Consider the following 14,654-nt stretch of genomic DNA (forward strand, 5'->3'; position numbering starts at 1 on the left):
TGTGGAGCATGTCACTGCTGCGGACCGCCATCGGGACAGTGCTGCGCCGCCTGCGTCGGGGGCAGGGCCGGACGCTGCAGGACGTCGCCGACGACGCGGGCGTGTCCATGCCGTACCTGTCGGAGATCGAGCGGGGCCGCAAGGAGGCGTCGTCGGAGATCCTCGCGACGATCTGCCGGGCGCTGGGCATCGCGCTGCCGGACCTGCTCGAGGAGGTGCGGCTGGAGCTGCTGCGCACCGGCCCGTCGGTCGCGCCGGGCCGCCTGGGCGCCGGGCACGCGAAGGGCTCCTATGCTCTGGGCCGATCTGCCCGCGGCAGAGAAAGCGGCGTCCGCGGCATGCGCACGCCCAGACTGGCCGTATGCAGAACACTCAGCCCTACGGCTTCCAGCTCTTCGACGAGCTGCTGAAGGAGCGCATCGTCTTCCTCGGCACCGAGGTGACCGACGAGAGCGCCAACACGCTCTGCGCCCAGCTGCTCCTGCTGTCGGCGGCCGACCCGGTGAAGGACATCCAGTTCTACATCAACTCGCCGGGCGGCTCGGTGACGGCGGGGATGGCCGTCTACGACACGATGCGGTTCATCCCCAACGACGTCGCGACGATCGGCTTCGGCATGGCCGCGTCGATGGGACAGTTCCTGCTCACGGCGGGCACACCCGGCAAGAGGTACGCCCTCCCGCACGCCCGGATCATGATGCACCAGGCGTCGGGCGGCATCGGCGGCACCGCGGCCGACGTCACCATCCAGGCGGAGAACATGCTCTTCGTGAAGCGGCAGATGCACGAGCTCATCGCCCGGCACAGTGGACAGACCGTCGAGCGGATCGCGGAGGACTCGGACCGCGACCGCTGGTTCACCGCCGATCAGGCCCGCGAGTACGGGCTGATCGACACCGTGATCACCGAAGCGGCCGCGGTCCCGGCCCTCACCTGACGAACCGGGCGTCCTGCGCACCCGGCCGGTGCAGCTCGAGCCGGCCGTCCCCGTGCAGGCGGACGGTGGTGGTGGCCGACCGTACGCCGGGCTCGCGATCCTCCCCCGCCGCGACCGGCACGTCGTCGCCGAACATCGCCCGCGCCGCCGCGGCCGAGGCGACGGGCGCGTGACCGGTCCGGTTGGCGCTGCTGACGTAGAGGATCGGATGCTCGCCCAGCAGCGCGGCGACCGGCTCCCAGCGCGCGCCGAACAGCAGCGCCCAGCCGTCCTTGGCCGCCGGGCGCAGCCACACCGGGACGTCCGGGCGCAGCGGCACGAGCAGCGTCACCAGCTCCTCGCGCAGCAGCCGCCGGCCGGTCGCGACGGCGGCCGCGTCCAGGGCGACCGCGTCCTCGACCCGGGCCAGCGTCTCGTCGTGATGGCACCACAGCGCGACCGGCTGGTCCGCCGGGCGCCCCTTGAGCCGGTTGACGGCCTGCGGGCTGGTCGCGGTGACGACATGCGTCAGGGGCGCCGGGTTCGGCACGACGATCGCACCGCCGGCGGCAAGGGCGTCCCGGGCGTTCACCGGGCCACCGTGAGCCCGTCGAGATAGCCCGCGAACGTCCCCTCGTCGACGGTCGCCCGCCCCGCCCGGTAGGCGTGCGCCTTCACCCACGCCATCGCCGCCCGGACCTGCTCACGGCCGAGGCGGTAGCCGAGCCGCTCGGCCACCGCCGCGACCACCCGGGCGCTGGCCAGATGGGTGAGCAGGACCTGGGGCTCGACGCCGAGCACCTCCCGGGGATCGAACGGCTGGAAGATCCGCGGCTCCACGAAGGGCGTCCCGGTTGAGATCGTGCCGACCCCCGAGCCGACGATCGGCGTCGTGACGGTCAGCGGCACGCCCGTCGCCTCGGACACCTGGGCGGCCAGGCCGGGCAGGCGGGTGAGGTCGGGCGCGGTCCACCAGGGCGCGGCGCCCGGCCCGAGGAAGGCCTCCGGATGCCGGGACAGCAGGAACAGCAGCTGCTCGGTGGCGACCAGCCCGGTCCGCTCGGCCAGGCCGAGCCACGAGCTGGAGATCACCCTTACGCCGGCCCCGAGCGCCTGCAGCGTGTTGGCGAGCCCGAGCCCGAGGTCGTTGTGCAGGTGCGAGCCGAGTACGGTCGCCGGGCCCGCCCCGGCCGCGACCGCCTCGAACATCGTCGCGCAGCCCGCGGGCAGCTGACACCCCACGGTGTCCGCGAGCAGCACCACGCCGGCGCCGGCCTCGGTGGACCGGGCCGCGTACTCGGCCATGAGGGCATGATCGGCGCGCGACGCGTCCGCGAAGCACACGTCGACGGCCACGCCCGCGTCTTTGGTGCGCGCTGTCAGCTCGACGCCGGCCCGCAGGGCGTCCCGGGCGGTGCCGTGCACCATGACCGCGGCCATCGCGTCCGTGGCCGGGACGACGACCATGACCCGGGCGTGGGCGCTGCCGCGCACCGAGGCGACGGCCTGATCGATGTCCCCGGCCGCGGCGCGGCACACCGCGGCGACGCTCACGCAGCCTTCGGCCTCGGTCGCCACCTGACGGACGGCTTCGTACTCCTCGCGGCAGACCGCCGGGAAGCCGGCGGCGAAGACGACGTGCCGGGGCCCGTCGGCCCCGAACATCGCGCCCTGCTCGCGGGCGAGGCGTACCCGCTGCCCCGCTCGCATCAACGTCTTGGCCTGCGCACCGTCGCGCGCGGCCTCCTCCCACACGACGACCCGCCCCGCGGCGGCCGACTCCCGGACAATGTCCATGTGCGACATGTCGTGACTGTCCCATTTGCGCGGGCGGCGGCGGAAGGGGTGTCCCGCTTTCGGATCACCGGCGGTCCGGACCAGGGCGGCGCCGGGCTGGTCGATCATGCGGTCGCCGACGGCCGTCGTGGTGCAGCCACCGCCGAGGTCATGGCGCCGCGCTCGCGGCCTGGTCGGTCAGCGGAACGACGTACGAGTCGACGGCCGCGATCAGGTCGCCCCGGAAGGTGAAGAGGTCGTTGTACGCGAAGCGGAAGGGACCCGCCTCGCGGTGCCGCCCGGCGCCCGTGCCGGTGACGACGACCACGTCGGCGGCCTCGATCGTGCGGTCGACGGTCAGGTGCGGGCTGCCCTCGAAGGCCGGGTTCTCGATCTCGCTGTCGAACTCGGCCTTGCCCTTCGTCACGCGCAGGCCGTGGATGCGCCAGACGACGTCGTCGGTCAGGCAGCCCAGCACTGTCGCGTGGTCGCTGCGGCGGAAGCCCTCCAGGTAGCGGTGCACGGTCTCGGTGCGGTCGCTCATCGCCGTCCTCTCAGCTCGGTCGTCACGTGGTGCAGCTTGGTCAGCATGCCCGCCAGACCCCGGCGCGCCCGGCTGGTCCGCAGCTCGGGCGGCACGTGCCGCTGGTGGATCGTGATCGTCGTGCCCCCGGGGACGGGCTCGAGGCGGATCTCCGTGCGGATGCCGGACTCCGGCTCGCCGAGGACCAGCAGGCGCGGCTCGTCGACGACCTCGTACCGGAAGGTGAGCCGGCGGCCCGGGGTGCCGTCGAGGCCGACGGTGTTCAGCGCGAAGTGGCCGCCCACCCGCAGGTCGAGGGTCACCGACGCCGCGGGCACGGTCGCGTGGTCGCCGCCCCAGAAGGCGGCCAGGTGCTCGGGGGTCGTGAGCACCCGCCACACGAGCGCGATGTCCGCGTCCAGCCGCCGGGTCGCGATGAGCTGGTCGGTCACGGGGCCACCCGCTGCACCGCGGCGAGGTGCCCCTCGAGCCGGTCCAGGCGGGACTCCCACTGCTCCTGCTGCTCGGTGATCCAGCCGGCGACCTCACGCATCCGGGCCGGGTTGAGCCGGCACGGGCGGCGCCGGCCGTCGACGCGCTGCTCGATCAGGCCGCAGCGGCGCAGGATGCCGACGTGCCGGGAGATCGCCTGCTGCGTGAGGTCGAACGGCTCGGCCAGCTCCTGCACCGACGCGTCACCGTGGGCGAGGCGGACCACGATCGCCCGGCGTGTCGGGTCCGCCAGGGCGGCGAAGGCCGCGTCGAGAACGTCGGACATGCCCCGAGCCTATATACAACGATTCGCTTGTACAAGCTCGGTGTTGTGTGTCGGCGATGCGGGACATGGGCGGGCGGCAGCGGTCATGATGGTCGGCATGGAGCTCATGCGGGCCTTCGTGCTCACCGCGCCGGAGAAGTGCGCCGTGGAGGAGGTGCCCGTGCCCGTCGCGGCGCCCGGGGAGGCGGTCGTCGACGTGGCCCGGGTGGGGGTGTGCGGGACGGACTTCGAGTTCCACTCCGGGGCGATGGCGTACCTGCACTCGGGCCACGCGGCGTACCCGATGCGGCTCGGCCACGAGTGGTGCGGGACCGTGCGCGCTGTCGGGGCGGGGGCCGACCCGGCATGGATCGGGCGGCGGGTCATGGGCGACACCATGCTCGGCGACGGCACCTGCCGCCGGTGCCGCCGGGGCCGGCAGCACGTGTGCGAGCAGCGGCAGGAGGTCGGGATCCGGGGCGGACGGGCCGGGGCGCTGGCCGAGCGGCTCGCCGTGCCCGTCTCGTCGCTGCATCACCTTCCGGACAGCGTGGACGACGTCCTGGGCGCCCTGGTCGAGCCGGGCGGCAACGCGTGGCGCGCCGCACAGGCCGCCGCCGTGGGCCCGCGCGACCGGGCGCTGGTGCTGGGGCCCGGCACGATCGGATTGCTCACGGCCATGTTCCTGCGGGCGGCGGGCGCCGAGGTGCACGTGCTGGGGCTCGCGCCGGAGTCGCTGGACTTCGCCCGCGGTCTCGGCTTCGAGCACGCGTGGACCTGGGACGAGCTGCCGGAGCTGCCCTTCGACGCGGTCATCGACGCCAGCACCGGCGCGGACTCCCCCGCGCGGGCCCTGGAGCTGGTCGAGCCGGGCGGGCGGGTGGTCGGCATCGGGCTGGCCGGCGAGCCGAGCCGCATCGACACCCGGTCGCTGGTGCTCAAGGACGTCGCCGCGATCGGCATCCTGTCCGCCTCGCCGGGCCTGGGAGCGACCATCGACGCGTACGCCCGGGGAGTCATCGATCCGCGCCCGCTGGTCGCCGCGACCGTGGGGCTCGACGAAGCCGGCGCGGTGCTCGCCGGCGCCCGTCCCGCCGGGGCGGGCGCCGGGCCCAAAATTCACGTCGACCCCCACAAGTGAGGGCGAGGGGTGGCCGGGGTGGCGAGCGGGTGGCAAACTTCTGCGCACGGGCGGACGTCCGGGCGACCGGCATCCGTCATGAGACCGTCATGGAACTGAACATTCTCTTCCACCCACGCGTTATAGCTGTAGGGGGACAACGAGAACCGGGTGGTGAGCACCATGGCAGCCAAGGACCAGCGGCGGCAGTTCGAGGACATCGTCGCCCGCCTGACCGCGGACGATCCCGACTTCGCCGAGACCATGCGGGCCGGGCGCAGCGGGCTGAGCACGGCGGCGCGGGTCACGCTGGGGGTGGCCGGCGCGATCGTGTGGGGCCTGTTGTCGGTGCTGATGGTCGCGTGGCGCACGCCGGGCGTCGTCCTGACGATCGCGGTCGTGCTCGTCACCCTGGCCGTCGCGATCTCCCGCGAGCGCCGCAACCAGCGCCTCTGACCCGGTCCCGGCGCTCCGCCGCGCCCGCGCCCGGGCCAGGTCCGGACGCCGCACGCCGGCCCGGCCCACGTCCAGCCGTCCCACGCCCGCCCGGTTCACTAGGCCGCCACAGGCTCGGCCGGCCCCCGCACCCCCGGCGGACGGGCAACGTAAGCCCACGCCCGAGGCGCGAACCCACGCCCGAGGCGCGAGCCCACGCCCGAGGCGCGAACCCACGCCCGAGGCGCGAGCCCATGCCCGAGGCGCGAACCCACGCCCGGGACGCGAGCCCACGCCCGACAGCAGCGCCGCCCGGTCGCACACGCGCGATGGGGGCCTGGATGACGGATCCCGGGCGGTCAGCGCCGCCCGGCCCGGGCCGTCAGCGCAGCGAGTCGATGTCGATGACGAAGCGGTACCGTACGTCGGAGGAGACGACCCGCTCGTACGCCTCGTTCACCGCGTCCGCGCCGATCAGCTCGACCTCCGGCGCGATCCCCCGCTCGGCGCAGAAGTCCAGCATCTCCTGCGTCTCGGCGATCCCCCCGATGCTCGACCCGGCGAACGACCGCCGGTTGGCGAACAGCGAGAACACCTGCACCGGCAGCGGCTCGGGCGGCGCGCCCACGCTGACCATGGTGCCGTCCAGGCGCAGCAGCCCCAGGTACGCGGCCATGTCGATCGGCGCGCTGACCGTGTTGACGATCAGGTCGAACGTGTTCGCCAGCGCCTCGAAGGTTGCCGGGTCGCTGGTCGCGAAGTAGCCGGTCGCCCCGAACGCCAGCCCGTCGTCCTTCTTGCCCAGCGTCTGCGAGAGCACGGTCACCTCGGCGCCCATCGCGGCGGCGATCTTGACGGCCATGTGACCGAGGCCGCCCATGCCGACCACGGCCACCTTCTTGCCCGGCCCGGCGTTCCAGTGCGCCAGCGGCGAGTAGGTGGTGATGCCGGCGCACAAGAGCGGGGCGGCCTTCTCGTACGGGATGCTCTCCGGCACGCGCAGCACGAAGTCCTGATCGACGACCACGTGCGTCGAGTAGCCGCCCTGCGTGATCGTGCCGTCCCGGTCGGCCGAGGCGTACGTGCCGACGTTGCCCTTCAGGCAGTACTGCTCCTGGCCGGCCTTGCAGTTGTCGCACTCGCGGCACGAGTTGACCATGCACCCGACGCCGACCCGGTCGCCGGCCGCGAAGCGCGATACCGACGGGCCCACCTCGGCGACCACGCCGACGATCTCGTGGCCGACGGTCAGCGGGTACGCCACCGGCCCCCACTCCCCGCGCACGGTGTGGATGTCGGAGTGGCAGATCCCGGCGTACCGGATCTCGATGAGAACGTCGTCCGGGCCGACGTCGCGGCGCTCGATCGTGGCGCGGACGAGCGGCTCGGTGGCCGACGGGGCAGCTATGGCGTTGACGGTGAAGATGACGAGCTCCCGAGCGAAGAGGTGACCAAGTGGCGAAGGATCCGATGGCGGTCCCCCGCACCGGATACCCCCATCAAAATCACATACGCCGCCCGATCAGCGCCAACTGTCCGTGATTTTCCCCGCACGTGGTGTGGTCGACGCCGAGCGCGAGCAGGCCGTTGACATACCCCGCGATCGTCATACGCACCGCGGCCGGCGACGAGCGCCTGGTCCCGACGTTAAGAAAAGCCGGACGGCCGGCGAATGGCGGGCCAAGCCTCCAGAAAATCTTGCGTGTATCGATACTTGACCGGCTCGCCCAAGATTCCGGGAACCATTTCTGACCTGCGAAAAGTACGTACAACAATGACACGAGCACGCTTGGTGAGCCTTTGTTGTCCCGCCCGGAACATTGACCTTCCCGTTCGTGCCCCGAATGCGTGTCCGTAAGGTGCACCCCGTGCGGAGACTCCTCGCCCCGATCCTGGTTTTCGCCGGGCTGACCGCCTGTTCCGCGGACCGGCCCGCGACCCCGCCGTCCGCCTCCGCGGCGGCCCCTCCCCCGGCGTCCGTGGCGCAGGCCGCCGTCGGCCGGCCCGAGGGTCCCTTGAACATCGTCTTCGTCCTCACCGACGACCTGGCGACCAATCTCGTGCAGTACATGCCGCACGTCCAGGCCCTCGCGGCGAAGGGCACGTCCTTCTCGCAGTACACGGTCACGGACTCGCTGTGCTGCCCGTCGCGCGCCTCGATTTTCACCGGCAAATATCCGCACAACACCGGCGTCTTCACGAACACCGGGCCGGACGGCGGACTGCCGACCTTCCAGCGGTACGGCAACGAGAAGTCCACGTTCGCCACGGATCTGCAGCGGGCGGGCTACCGGACGGGCTTCTTCGGCAAGTACATCAACGGCTTCCAGGCGAGCTCCAAGCACGTGCCACCTGGGTGGTCGACGTGGGCGGCGGGCGGCGACGCGTACGCCGGGTTCAACTACAACCTGCTCGAGAACTCCAGGATCGTCGCGTACGGGAACAAGCCCGCCGACTACATCACCGACGTGCTGAGCAGGAAGGCGAACGCGTTCATCACGGCCTCGGCGGCGGCGCGCAAGCCGTTCGTCGCCGAGATCGCGACCTACGCGCCGCACCTGCCCTACACCCCGGCGCCGCGCGACGCGAAGCGGTTCCCGGACGTCAAGGCGCCCCGGGACGCCTCGTTCGGCAAGCTGCCCACGAACCCGACGCCGTGGATCGCCGGGCACGGGCCGCTGACGGCGGCCGACATCGCCTCGATCGACCGGGACTTCCGCCAGCGGGTGCGGGCGGTGCAGGCCGTCGACCGGATGGTCGCCGCACTGCAGGCCACGCTGGAGCGGGCGGGCGTCGCCGACCGTACCGTCGTGATCTTCAGCTCCGACAACGGCCTGCACATGGGCGAGCACGGGCTGATGCCGGGCAAGCAGACGCCCTTCGACACCGACGTCCGCGTGCCGCTGATCGCCGCGGGACCCGGGATCGCAGGTGGCGCCACGGTCTCCGCCCCGGCCGAGAACATCGACCTGCGCCCGACCTTCGCCGACCTCGCCGGGGCCCCGGCGCCGGCCGGCGTCGACGGGGTCAGCCTGGTGCCGCTGCTCACGGGCGCGCAGCCGGCGGACTGGCGGGAGGTCGCCCTCGTCGAGCACCACGGGCCGCCGCGCGACCCGAAGGACCCCGACTACCAGCCGTGGCGCAACGCGAACCCGCCCGACTACCGGGCGATCCGGACGCCGGGCTTCACCTACATCGAGTACGGCGACGGGACGCCCGAGTACTACGACAACGCCGCCGACCCGGAACAGGCGCACAACATCGCCGGCACGCTCAGCCCGGAACGGCGGGCGCGATTGCGGAGCGCGATGACCGCCCTGAGTACCTGCCGGGGGCAACAGGCCTGTCAAGCCGCCGGCCAGTGGTGACCGGCACACCTCGCCGGGCACGCAGGGTCACAAAGACTGCCCGTCCACGCCCCCGAGTTGAGGGTCTTGAATGGACTTACTAGCGTGGCATGCGCACTGATCTATCCGGCGACGCTAGGAGACTATTCGTGCGACGCAGAACTACCTGGGGCTTCCTCGCGGTCGCCACGACCGCCGTGGTGGCCGCGGGGATCGCACTGTCCGGCTCGGCCAATGCGATCGCCAACGGGGAGCCGGTCAAGGAGGGCAAGTACAGCTTCTCCGTCAAGCTGGTCATGACCGGCATCCCGGTCCTGGGCGGCGGCACCCGTAACAGCGGGTGCTCGGGCTCGCTCGTGGCCGCCGACTGGGTGGTCACGGCCGGGCACTGCTTCCGGGACGAGAACGGCGTGCGGGTCGAGCGCCCGGTCGCGGCCTCCACGCTGGCCACGGTGGGCAAGACCGACGTCCGGACCAGCCCGGGCGGCCACAGCGCCGAGATCGTCGAGGTGCACCAGTCGCCCACCGCCGACGTGGCGGTGGCCAAGCTGGCGTCCCCCGCCGAGGGCATCAAGCCGCTGAAGATCTCGTCGAAGGCCCCCGAGGTCGGCGACGTGCTGCGGCTGACCGGTTACGGCTCGCTCACCAGCACCAACCCGGTGGCGGTCGACCACCTGCAGACGGGCCAGCTCCAGGTGGTCTCGCTGCAGGACGCCACGCTCGGCGTCAAGGGTCTCGCCCCGCAGGCGAACACGACCCCCTGCCCGTACGACTCGGGCGGCCCGTTCTTCCGGGAGCGGCGCTGGGGCGGCCCGGAGCTCGTGGCCGTGGTGAGCAACGGGCCGAGCTGCCCGCACACCGAGGTCGAGAGCCCCGCCCGCACCGACAACATCGCCGGCTGGATCAAGGACATCATCGCCGCCGGCTGAACACCCGCACGACCCTCGGAGCGCCGTCGCCCACGCCGGGTGGCGGCGATCCTTTCTGTACGGAACCTTGTCCGATCGGCGGCCCGGGGCTTAAGTTCGAGGAGCCTCGATGAATTGAAACGTGCAAATGAGGCGCCCGCGCAACTCCCCCCACCGAGGAGAACCGCATGGCATCCCCGATCCGACCGCTCGCCCTCGCCGTCACCGCCGTCCTGGCCCTCTCCGGTCTCCCGGCCGGGGCGCCCGCCGCCGCGGCACCCGCACCCGCACCCGAGCCTCCGGCAGCCACCAGCACGGCCCCCGTCTCGCTCGCCCCCGCCCACTGGATCCGGGCGGAGGGCACCACCAGCACGCTGAGCCGCACCTTCACCGCGCCCGCCGGCCCCTGGACCGACGCGCAGCTCGTCGTCACCGGCGACGACGCCGTCGACGTCCGGCTCAACGACACCTGGCTCGCCAACTCGCCCGCCGGCGCCGGCTCCTGGCGGCAGGCCCGCTATGTCGACCTCGCCGCCGCCCTGCGCCCCGGCACCAACACCCTCACCGTCGCCGTCCGCAACGACAGCGGCCCCGGCGGGCTGCTCGGGCGGCTCCGGGTCGCGAGCGCCGCGGGCACCGTCGACCTGGTCACCGACAAGTCCTGGCAGGCCTCGGGCGCCGGCGTCCGCGACCTCGGGGCGTACGGCATCGCGCCCTGGGGACGAGCGGTAGCTCCCCCGCGGTCGCACGCCGCCTCCCCGGTGCGCGTCACAGGACTGTCCGTCGAGCGGCGCACCGATCCCGTGGGCATCGACGCGGCGAAGCCCCGCTTCGGCTGGCGGCTGGTGTCGCGGGAGGGCGGCCAGGTCCAGGGCCGCTACCAGCTCACCGTCGGCACCTCGCCGCGCGCGGCCGACGTCTGGAACAGCGGCGTCGTCGCCTCCGGCACCGGCGTCGACGTCGCGTACGGCGGGCCGGAGCTGGCGAGCAACCGCACCTATCACTGGCGGGTGCGCGTCTGGGACGCCCAGGGGCGGCCGAGCGCGTGGAGCTCCCCGGCCCGCTTCGACACCGGCCTGTACGACGCGGCGGCCGAGTGGCCCGCGGAGTTCATCGGCGGCCCGGCCGAGCCCGGAGTCACGGGCGCGTCGTGGATCTGGTTCCCCGAGGGCGATCCGGCGGTCGAGGTGCCGGCGGCGACGCGCTCCTTCCGGCGTACGGTCGACCTGCCCGCGACCGGCGCGGCCACCCTCGTCGTGACCGGCGACGACACCGCCGACGTCTGGGTCAACGGCGTCCCGGTCAGCGTCTCGCGCCGGGCCACCGACTCGTGGAAGCGCGCGACCACCGTGGACGTCACCGCGCAGCTCCGCGCCGGCGCCAACACGATCGCGGTCGCGGCCACGAACAGCTCGGCCGGGCCCGCGGGCGTGCTCGTCAAGCTGGTCGCCGGGGCGACCACAGTGGTCAGCGACGCGTCCTGGCGGGCGGCTCGCGAGGCGCCGGACGGCTGGCAACGGCCGGACTTCGACGACAGCGCGTGGCCGGCGGCCCGGGCGGGCGTCGCGTACGGCGGAGGTCCCTGGGGCTCGCAGGTCACCGTGCCGGCGCCGGCGCCGTACCTGAGCAAGGGTTTTGCGATATCCAAGCCGGTCGCCCGGGCGCGGCTCTTCACGACGGCGCTGGGGCTGCACGAGACCTACCTCAACGGCACCAAGGTCGGTGACGAGCGTCTCGCGCCGGGGTGGACCGACTACACGAAGCGGCTGCAGTACCGCGTGCAGGACGTCACCCGGTCGCTCAAGCGCGGCGGCAACACGCTCGGCGCGCTGCTCGGCAACGGCTGGTACTCGGGCAACGTCGGCTTCGCGGGCAGTGAGCGCTACGGCACGTCGCCGTGGTACTCCGCGTTCCTGACCGTGGAGTATGCGGACGGCACGGGCGCGGAGGTGCGTACGGACGGAAGCTGGTCCTCCGCCGCGAGCACGATCGTGGCCGACGACCTCTACCACGGCGAGGACCAGGACGCGCGGATCGAGGGCGGCCAGCAGCCCGTCACCGTGCGCACCGGCGCGTTGCCGCCGCTGGTCGCGCAGGTCGATCCCGGCGTGACCGTGCAGCAGGAGCTGAAGCCGGTCGCGATCACGCAGCCGAAGCCCGGCGTGTGGATCGCCGACCTCGGTCAGAACTTCGCCGGCTGGAACAGGCTGCGCGTCACCGGCCCGGCCGGCACGCGCGTGACCCTGCGGCACGCGGAGATCCTCAACCCCGACGGCACGCTCTACACGGCGAACCTGCGCGCCGCCCAGGCCACCGACACGTTCACGCTGGCCGGCACGGGCGCGCCGGAGGTCTTCGAGCCGCACTTCACCGTGCACGGCTACCGCTACGTGGAGGTGACCGGCCTGCCCGGCGAGCTGACCGCCGGCCTGCTGACCGGGCTCGCGGCGTGGTCGGACGGCGCGGCGACCGGCTCGTTCTCGACCAGCGACCCGCTCGTCAACCAGGTGCAGCACAACATCCTGTGGGGCGCGCGCTCGAACCTGCTGTCCATTCCGACCGACTGCCCGCAGCGCGACGAGCGGCTGGGCTGGACCGGGGACATCGCCGCGTTCGGTGCCACGTCGACGTTCAACTTCGACACGCACGGGCTGCTGACCAAGTTCGCGGACGATCTCGTGGACGCGCAGCGGGCGGACGGCGCGTACACCGACGTCGCCCCGGCGGTCATCGACGGCGCGGGCAAGGCGGGCTGGGGCGACGCGGGCGTGATCGTGCCGTGGACGATCTGGCAGCGCTACGGCGACCTCGGCCCGGCGGACGAGCACTTCGACGCCATGGCCCGGTGGGTCGACTACCTGCGCTCGACCGCGGACGCGAGCCTGATCCGCGACCACGAGACCTACGGCGACTGGCTCAACGTGGACGATCCGACCGCGCAGGACCTGACCAGTACGGCGTTCTTCGGCTGGTCGGCCCGGCTGGTGTCGCGGATGGCGGCCGCCACCGGGCGCACCGCCCAGGCTGCCTCGTACGGGGACCTGGCCGACCGCATCGCCGCGGCCTTCACGGCCCGGTTCGTCGCCGCCGACGGGACGGTCCGCGGCAACAGCCAGACCGGGTACGTGCTCGCGCTCGCCTTCGGTCTCGTCCCGGCCGACCGCGTCCAAGCCGTCGCCGACAAGCTCGCCGCCGCCGTCGACGCCCGGGACGGTCACCTGTCCGTCGGCTTCATGGGCGTGGAGAACCTGCTGCCCGTGCTGTCCGGCCACGGGCACGCGGCGACGGCGTACCGGATCCTGCAGCAGCCCGACTATCCGGGCTGGGGCTACATGAGCGCCCGCGGGGCGACGACGATCTGGGAGCGGTGGGACGGCATCCGCCCGGACGGCAGCCTGCAGGACCCGGGCATGAACTCGTTCAACCACTACGGGCTCGGCTCGGTCGGCGACTGGCTCTACCGCGAGGTCGGCGGGCTCGCCCCGGCCGCGCCCGGCTACCGCTCGCTGCTGATCGCGCCCCGCCCGGGCGGCACGCTCACGTCCGCCCGGACGGCGCTGGACACCCCCTACGGCCCGGCGAGCTCGTCCTGGCGGCGCACCGGCGACCGGCTGACGCTGTCGGTGGTGATCCCGGCGGGCACCACGGCGACCGTACGGGTCCCCGCGGCCTCGGCGGCGGCGGTCACCGCCCCGCCGCAAGCCGTGCCCCAGGGGTACGCGGACGGCGCGGCGGTGTTCGCGGTGCCCTCCGGCGCCTACACCTTCACCGCCGCTTAGCACGACGCGGCGTGGTCCTCGGCCGACAGGCGGAACGTGCGCGCCGGTCGGCCGGGGACCTCGGCGGCGCGGGCACGGTGCGCTCCTCAGCCCTGCCGGTGATGCTCAATCAAGGTGGACAACAGGTCGGTCAGCTGCCGCCGCTGGCCGGGCGACAGCGGCGCCAGGAGCTGCTCCTGGGTCTCCGCGAGCCGCTTCTCCAGCCGGAGCAGCTGCCGGCGGCCCGCGGCGGTCAGCGAGACGACGTTGCGCCGCCGGTCGCCGGGGTCGGGGGTGCGCTCGACCAGGCCCGCCGCGGCGAGCTCGTTGATCGTGGCGACCATGTCGCTGAGATGGATGCCGCTGCGCCGCCCCAGGGTGGCCTGGCTGGCCGGGCCCTCGTCCGCCAGCGCCGCCAGCAGCCGGTAGTGATAGCCACGCGCCTGCACGGCCGCGAACCCCTCGCCCACGAGCCGGTGCGCATGGCCCGCCGCCTGGGTGAGCAGCCAGCTGGGCAGCCGCTCCCACCGTTTCGGATCGTCCACGGCACCAGCCTAGCCAACCGTTCGCCGTGCTATCGTTCGGGGATCAAACGTTAGAGCGGCAAACGATTTGTGGAGGACCGTCATGACCGGCACCGACGCCCTGATCCGCGCCCTGGCCGACCGCGCCGAGCTGACCGACCTGGTCGCCCGGCACAGCCTCTGGATCGACGAGCACCGCTTCGACGAGACCGGCCGGCTCTTCACCGCCGACGTGGTCGTCAGCTCCCCGCGCGGCGAGGCCCGCGGCATCGAGGCGCTGGTCGGCCTGGTCCGCCCCGACCGGCACCGTTACGCCCGCACGCTGCACAACAAGTCCAACGTCGTCATCGAGCTCGACGGCGACACCGCCACCGTGCGCGCCCACGACCTCGCCGTCTTCGTCAGCGCCGACGACACCGAGGCCGTCGGCGCCGGCATCCACCATTACGGGGCGCGGCGCACCCCCGACGGCTGGCGCTTCGATCGCCTGGAGATCACCCCGATCGCCCTCACCGCGCCGCTGCCGACCCAGCGGCTCCCCCGGGCGGCCCCGGCGGGGGTGTGAGCCCCCGGACCGGGGTGGTAAAGGC

At 73.3% G+C, this 14,654-nt stretch carries 15 protein-coding genes; 8 read left to right on the top strand and 7 right to left on the bottom strand.

What is annotated here, in order from left to right:
* Positions 1-8: 8 nt before the first annotated feature.
* Positions 9-410: a helix-turn-helix domain-containing protein gene (locus tag RBH18_RS44070; protein ID WP_372338874.1), complete on the top strand. Its 402-nt coding sequence runs from the start codon at positions 9-11 to the stop codon at positions 408-410.
* Positions 362-937: a ClpP family protease gene (locus RBH18_RS06275; protein WP_306204986.1), complete on the top strand. Its 576-nt coding sequence runs from the start codon at positions 362-364 to the stop codon at positions 935-937. The genes RBH18_RS44070 and RBH18_RS06275 overlap by 49 nt, the downstream gene beginning before the upstream one ends.
* Here RBH18_RS06275 and RBH18_RS06280 read toward each other — a convergent pair.
* The 5 genes from RBH18_RS06280 to RBH18_RS06300 are packed head-to-tail and all read right to left on the bottom strand — an operon-like array spanning position 930 to position 3,993.
* Positions 930-1,508, bottom strand: a complete 579-nt coding sequence (locus RBH18_RS06280; protein ID WP_306204987.1) for a Sua5/YciO/YrdC/YwlC family protein — start codon at positions 1,506-1,508, stop codon at positions 930-932. The two genes, RBH18_RS06275 and RBH18_RS06280, sit on opposite strands and share 8 nt — an antisense overlap.
* On the bottom strand, positions 1,505-2,821 hold the full coding sequence (locus RBH18_RS06285; protein WP_306204988.1) for a hypothetical protein: 1,317 nt from the start codon (positions 2,819-2,821) through the stop codon (positions 1,505-1,507). The genes RBH18_RS06280 and RBH18_RS06285 overlap by 4 nt, the downstream gene beginning before the upstream one ends.
* 40 nt (positions 2,822-2,861) lie before the next feature.
* Positions 2,862-3,236 (bottom strand): nuclear transport factor 2 family protein, encoded by a 375-nt coding sequence (locus RBH18_RS06290; RefSeq protein WP_306204989.1) that lies wholly within the window; start codon positions 3,234-3,236, stop codon positions 2,862-2,864.
* The gene (locus RBH18_RS06295) at positions 3,233-3,667 is read right to left on the bottom strand and encodes an SRPBCC family protein (protein WP_306204990.1); all 435 of its coding nucleotides are present in this window, start codon (positions 3,665-3,667) and stop codon (positions 3,233-3,235) included. The genes RBH18_RS06290 and RBH18_RS06295 overlap by 4 nt, the downstream gene beginning before the upstream one ends.
* Positions 3,664-3,993 carry an ArsR/SmtB family transcription factor gene (locus RBH18_RS06300; RefSeq protein ID WP_306204991.1) on the bottom strand — a complete coding sequence of 110 codons (330 nt, stop codon included), beginning with the start codon at positions 3,991-3,993 and terminating at the stop codon, positions 3,664-3,666. The genes RBH18_RS06295 and RBH18_RS06300 overlap by 4 nt, the downstream gene beginning before the upstream one ends.
* 97 nt (positions 3,994-4,090) lie before the next feature.
* Between RBH18_RS06300 and RBH18_RS06305 the strand changes: the two genes are divergently transcribed.
* Both RBH18_RS06305 and RBH18_RS06310 read left to right on the top strand, forming a co-directional pair.
* Positions 4,091-5,113 (top strand): zinc-dependent alcohol dehydrogenase, encoded by a 1,023-nt coding sequence (locus tag RBH18_RS06305; RefSeq protein WP_306204992.1) that lies wholly within the window; start codon positions 4,091-4,093, stop codon positions 5,111-5,113.
* Between the two features lie 162 nt (positions 5,114-5,275).
* Entirely contained in the window at positions 5,276-5,548 is a 273-nt protein-coding gene (locus RBH18_RS06310) for a DUF3040 domain-containing protein (RefSeq protein WP_306204993.1), read from the top strand.
* A 361-nt stretch (positions 5,549-5,909) separates the two neighbouring features.
* Here RBH18_RS06310 and RBH18_RS06315 read toward each other — a convergent pair whose 3' ends face one another.
* Positions 5,910-6,953: an NAD(P)-dependent alcohol dehydrogenase gene (locus RBH18_RS06315; protein ID WP_306205017.1), complete on the bottom strand. Its 1,044-nt coding sequence runs from the start codon at positions 6,951-6,953 to the stop codon at positions 5,910-5,912.
* 442 nt (positions 6,954-7,395) lie between these two features.
* Between RBH18_RS06315 and RBH18_RS06320 the strand changes: the two genes are divergently transcribed.
* The 3 genes from RBH18_RS06320 to RBH18_RS06330 all read left to right on the top strand — a co-directional run bounded on the left by RBH18_RS06320 (position 7,396) and on the right by RBH18_RS06330 (position 13,561).
* Positions 7,396-8,895 (top strand): sulfatase family protein, encoded by a 1,500-nt coding sequence (locus RBH18_RS06320; RefSeq protein ID WP_306204994.1) that lies wholly within the window; start codon positions 7,396-7,398, stop codon positions 8,893-8,895.
* A gap of 128 nt (positions 8,896-9,023) precedes the next feature.
* Positions 9,024-9,803: a S1 family peptidase gene (locus RBH18_RS06325; protein ID WP_306204995.1), complete on the top strand. Its 780-nt coding sequence runs from the start codon at positions 9,024-9,026 to the stop codon at positions 9,801-9,803.
* Between the two features lie 167 nt (positions 9,804-9,970).
* Positions 9,971-13,561: an alpha-L-rhamnosidase gene (locus RBH18_RS06330; RefSeq protein WP_306204996.1), complete on the top strand. Its 3,591-nt coding sequence runs from the start codon at positions 9,971-9,973 to the stop codon at positions 13,559-13,561.
* Between the two features lie 86 nt (positions 13,562-13,647).
* On the opposite strand, the gene RBH18_RS06335 is transcribed toward RBH18_RS06330, so the two are convergent.
* Positions 13,648-14,085 carry a MarR family winged helix-turn-helix transcriptional regulator gene (locus RBH18_RS06335; protein WP_306204997.1) on the bottom strand — a complete coding sequence of 146 codons (438 nt, stop codon included), beginning with the start codon at positions 14,083-14,085 and terminating at the stop codon, positions 13,648-13,650.
* An 82-nt stretch (positions 14,086-14,167) separates the two neighbouring features.
* Here RBH18_RS06335 and RBH18_RS06340 point away from each other — a divergent pair, with 82 nt between their 5' ends.
* Entirely contained in the window at positions 14,168-14,629 is a 462-nt protein-coding gene (locus RBH18_RS06340) for a nuclear transport factor 2 family protein (protein ID WP_306204998.1), read from the top strand.
* Positions 14,630-14,654 lie beyond the last annotated feature (25 nt).

It is taken from the genome of Actinoplanes oryzae (assembly GCF_030757795.1).
Lineage (GTDB): Bacteria > Actinomycetota > Actinomycetes > Mycobacteriales > Micromonosporaceae > Actinoplanes.

Coding starts and splice junctions, on each gene's coding strand:
- RBH18_RS44070 (WP_372338874.1), top strand. CDS start 9: ATGTCACTGCTGCGGACCGCCATCGGGACAGTGCTGCGCCGCCTGCGT.
- RBH18_RS06275 (WP_306204986.1), top strand. CDS start 362: ATGCAGAACACTCAGCCCTACGGCTTCCAGCTCTTCGACGAGCTGCTG.
- RBH18_RS06285 (WP_306204988.1), bottom strand. CDS start 2,821: ATGATCGACCAGCCCGGCGCCGCCCTGGTCCGGACCGCCGGTGATCCG.
- RBH18_RS06290 (WP_306204989.1), bottom strand. CDS start 3,236: ATGAGCGACCGCACCGAGACCGTGCACCGCTACCTGGAGGGCTTCCGC.
- RBH18_RS06300 (WP_306204991.1), bottom strand. CDS start 3,993: ATGTCCGACGTTCTCGACGCGGCCTTCGCCGCCCTGGCGGACCCGACA.
- RBH18_RS06305 (WP_306204992.1), top strand. CDS start 4,091: ATGGAGCTCATGCGGGCCTTCGTGCTCACCGCGCCGGAGAAGTGCGCC.
- RBH18_RS06310 (WP_306204993.1), top strand. CDS start 5,276: ATGGCAGCCAAGGACCAGCGGCGGCAGTTCGAGGACATCGTCGCCCGC.
- RBH18_RS06330 (WP_306204996.1), top strand. CDS start 9,971: ATGGCATCCCCGATCCGACCGCTCGCCCTCGCCGTCACCGCCGTCCTG.
- RBH18_RS06340 (WP_306204998.1), top strand. CDS start 14,168: ATGACCGGCACCGACGCCCTGATCCGCGCCCTGGCCGACCGCGCCGAG.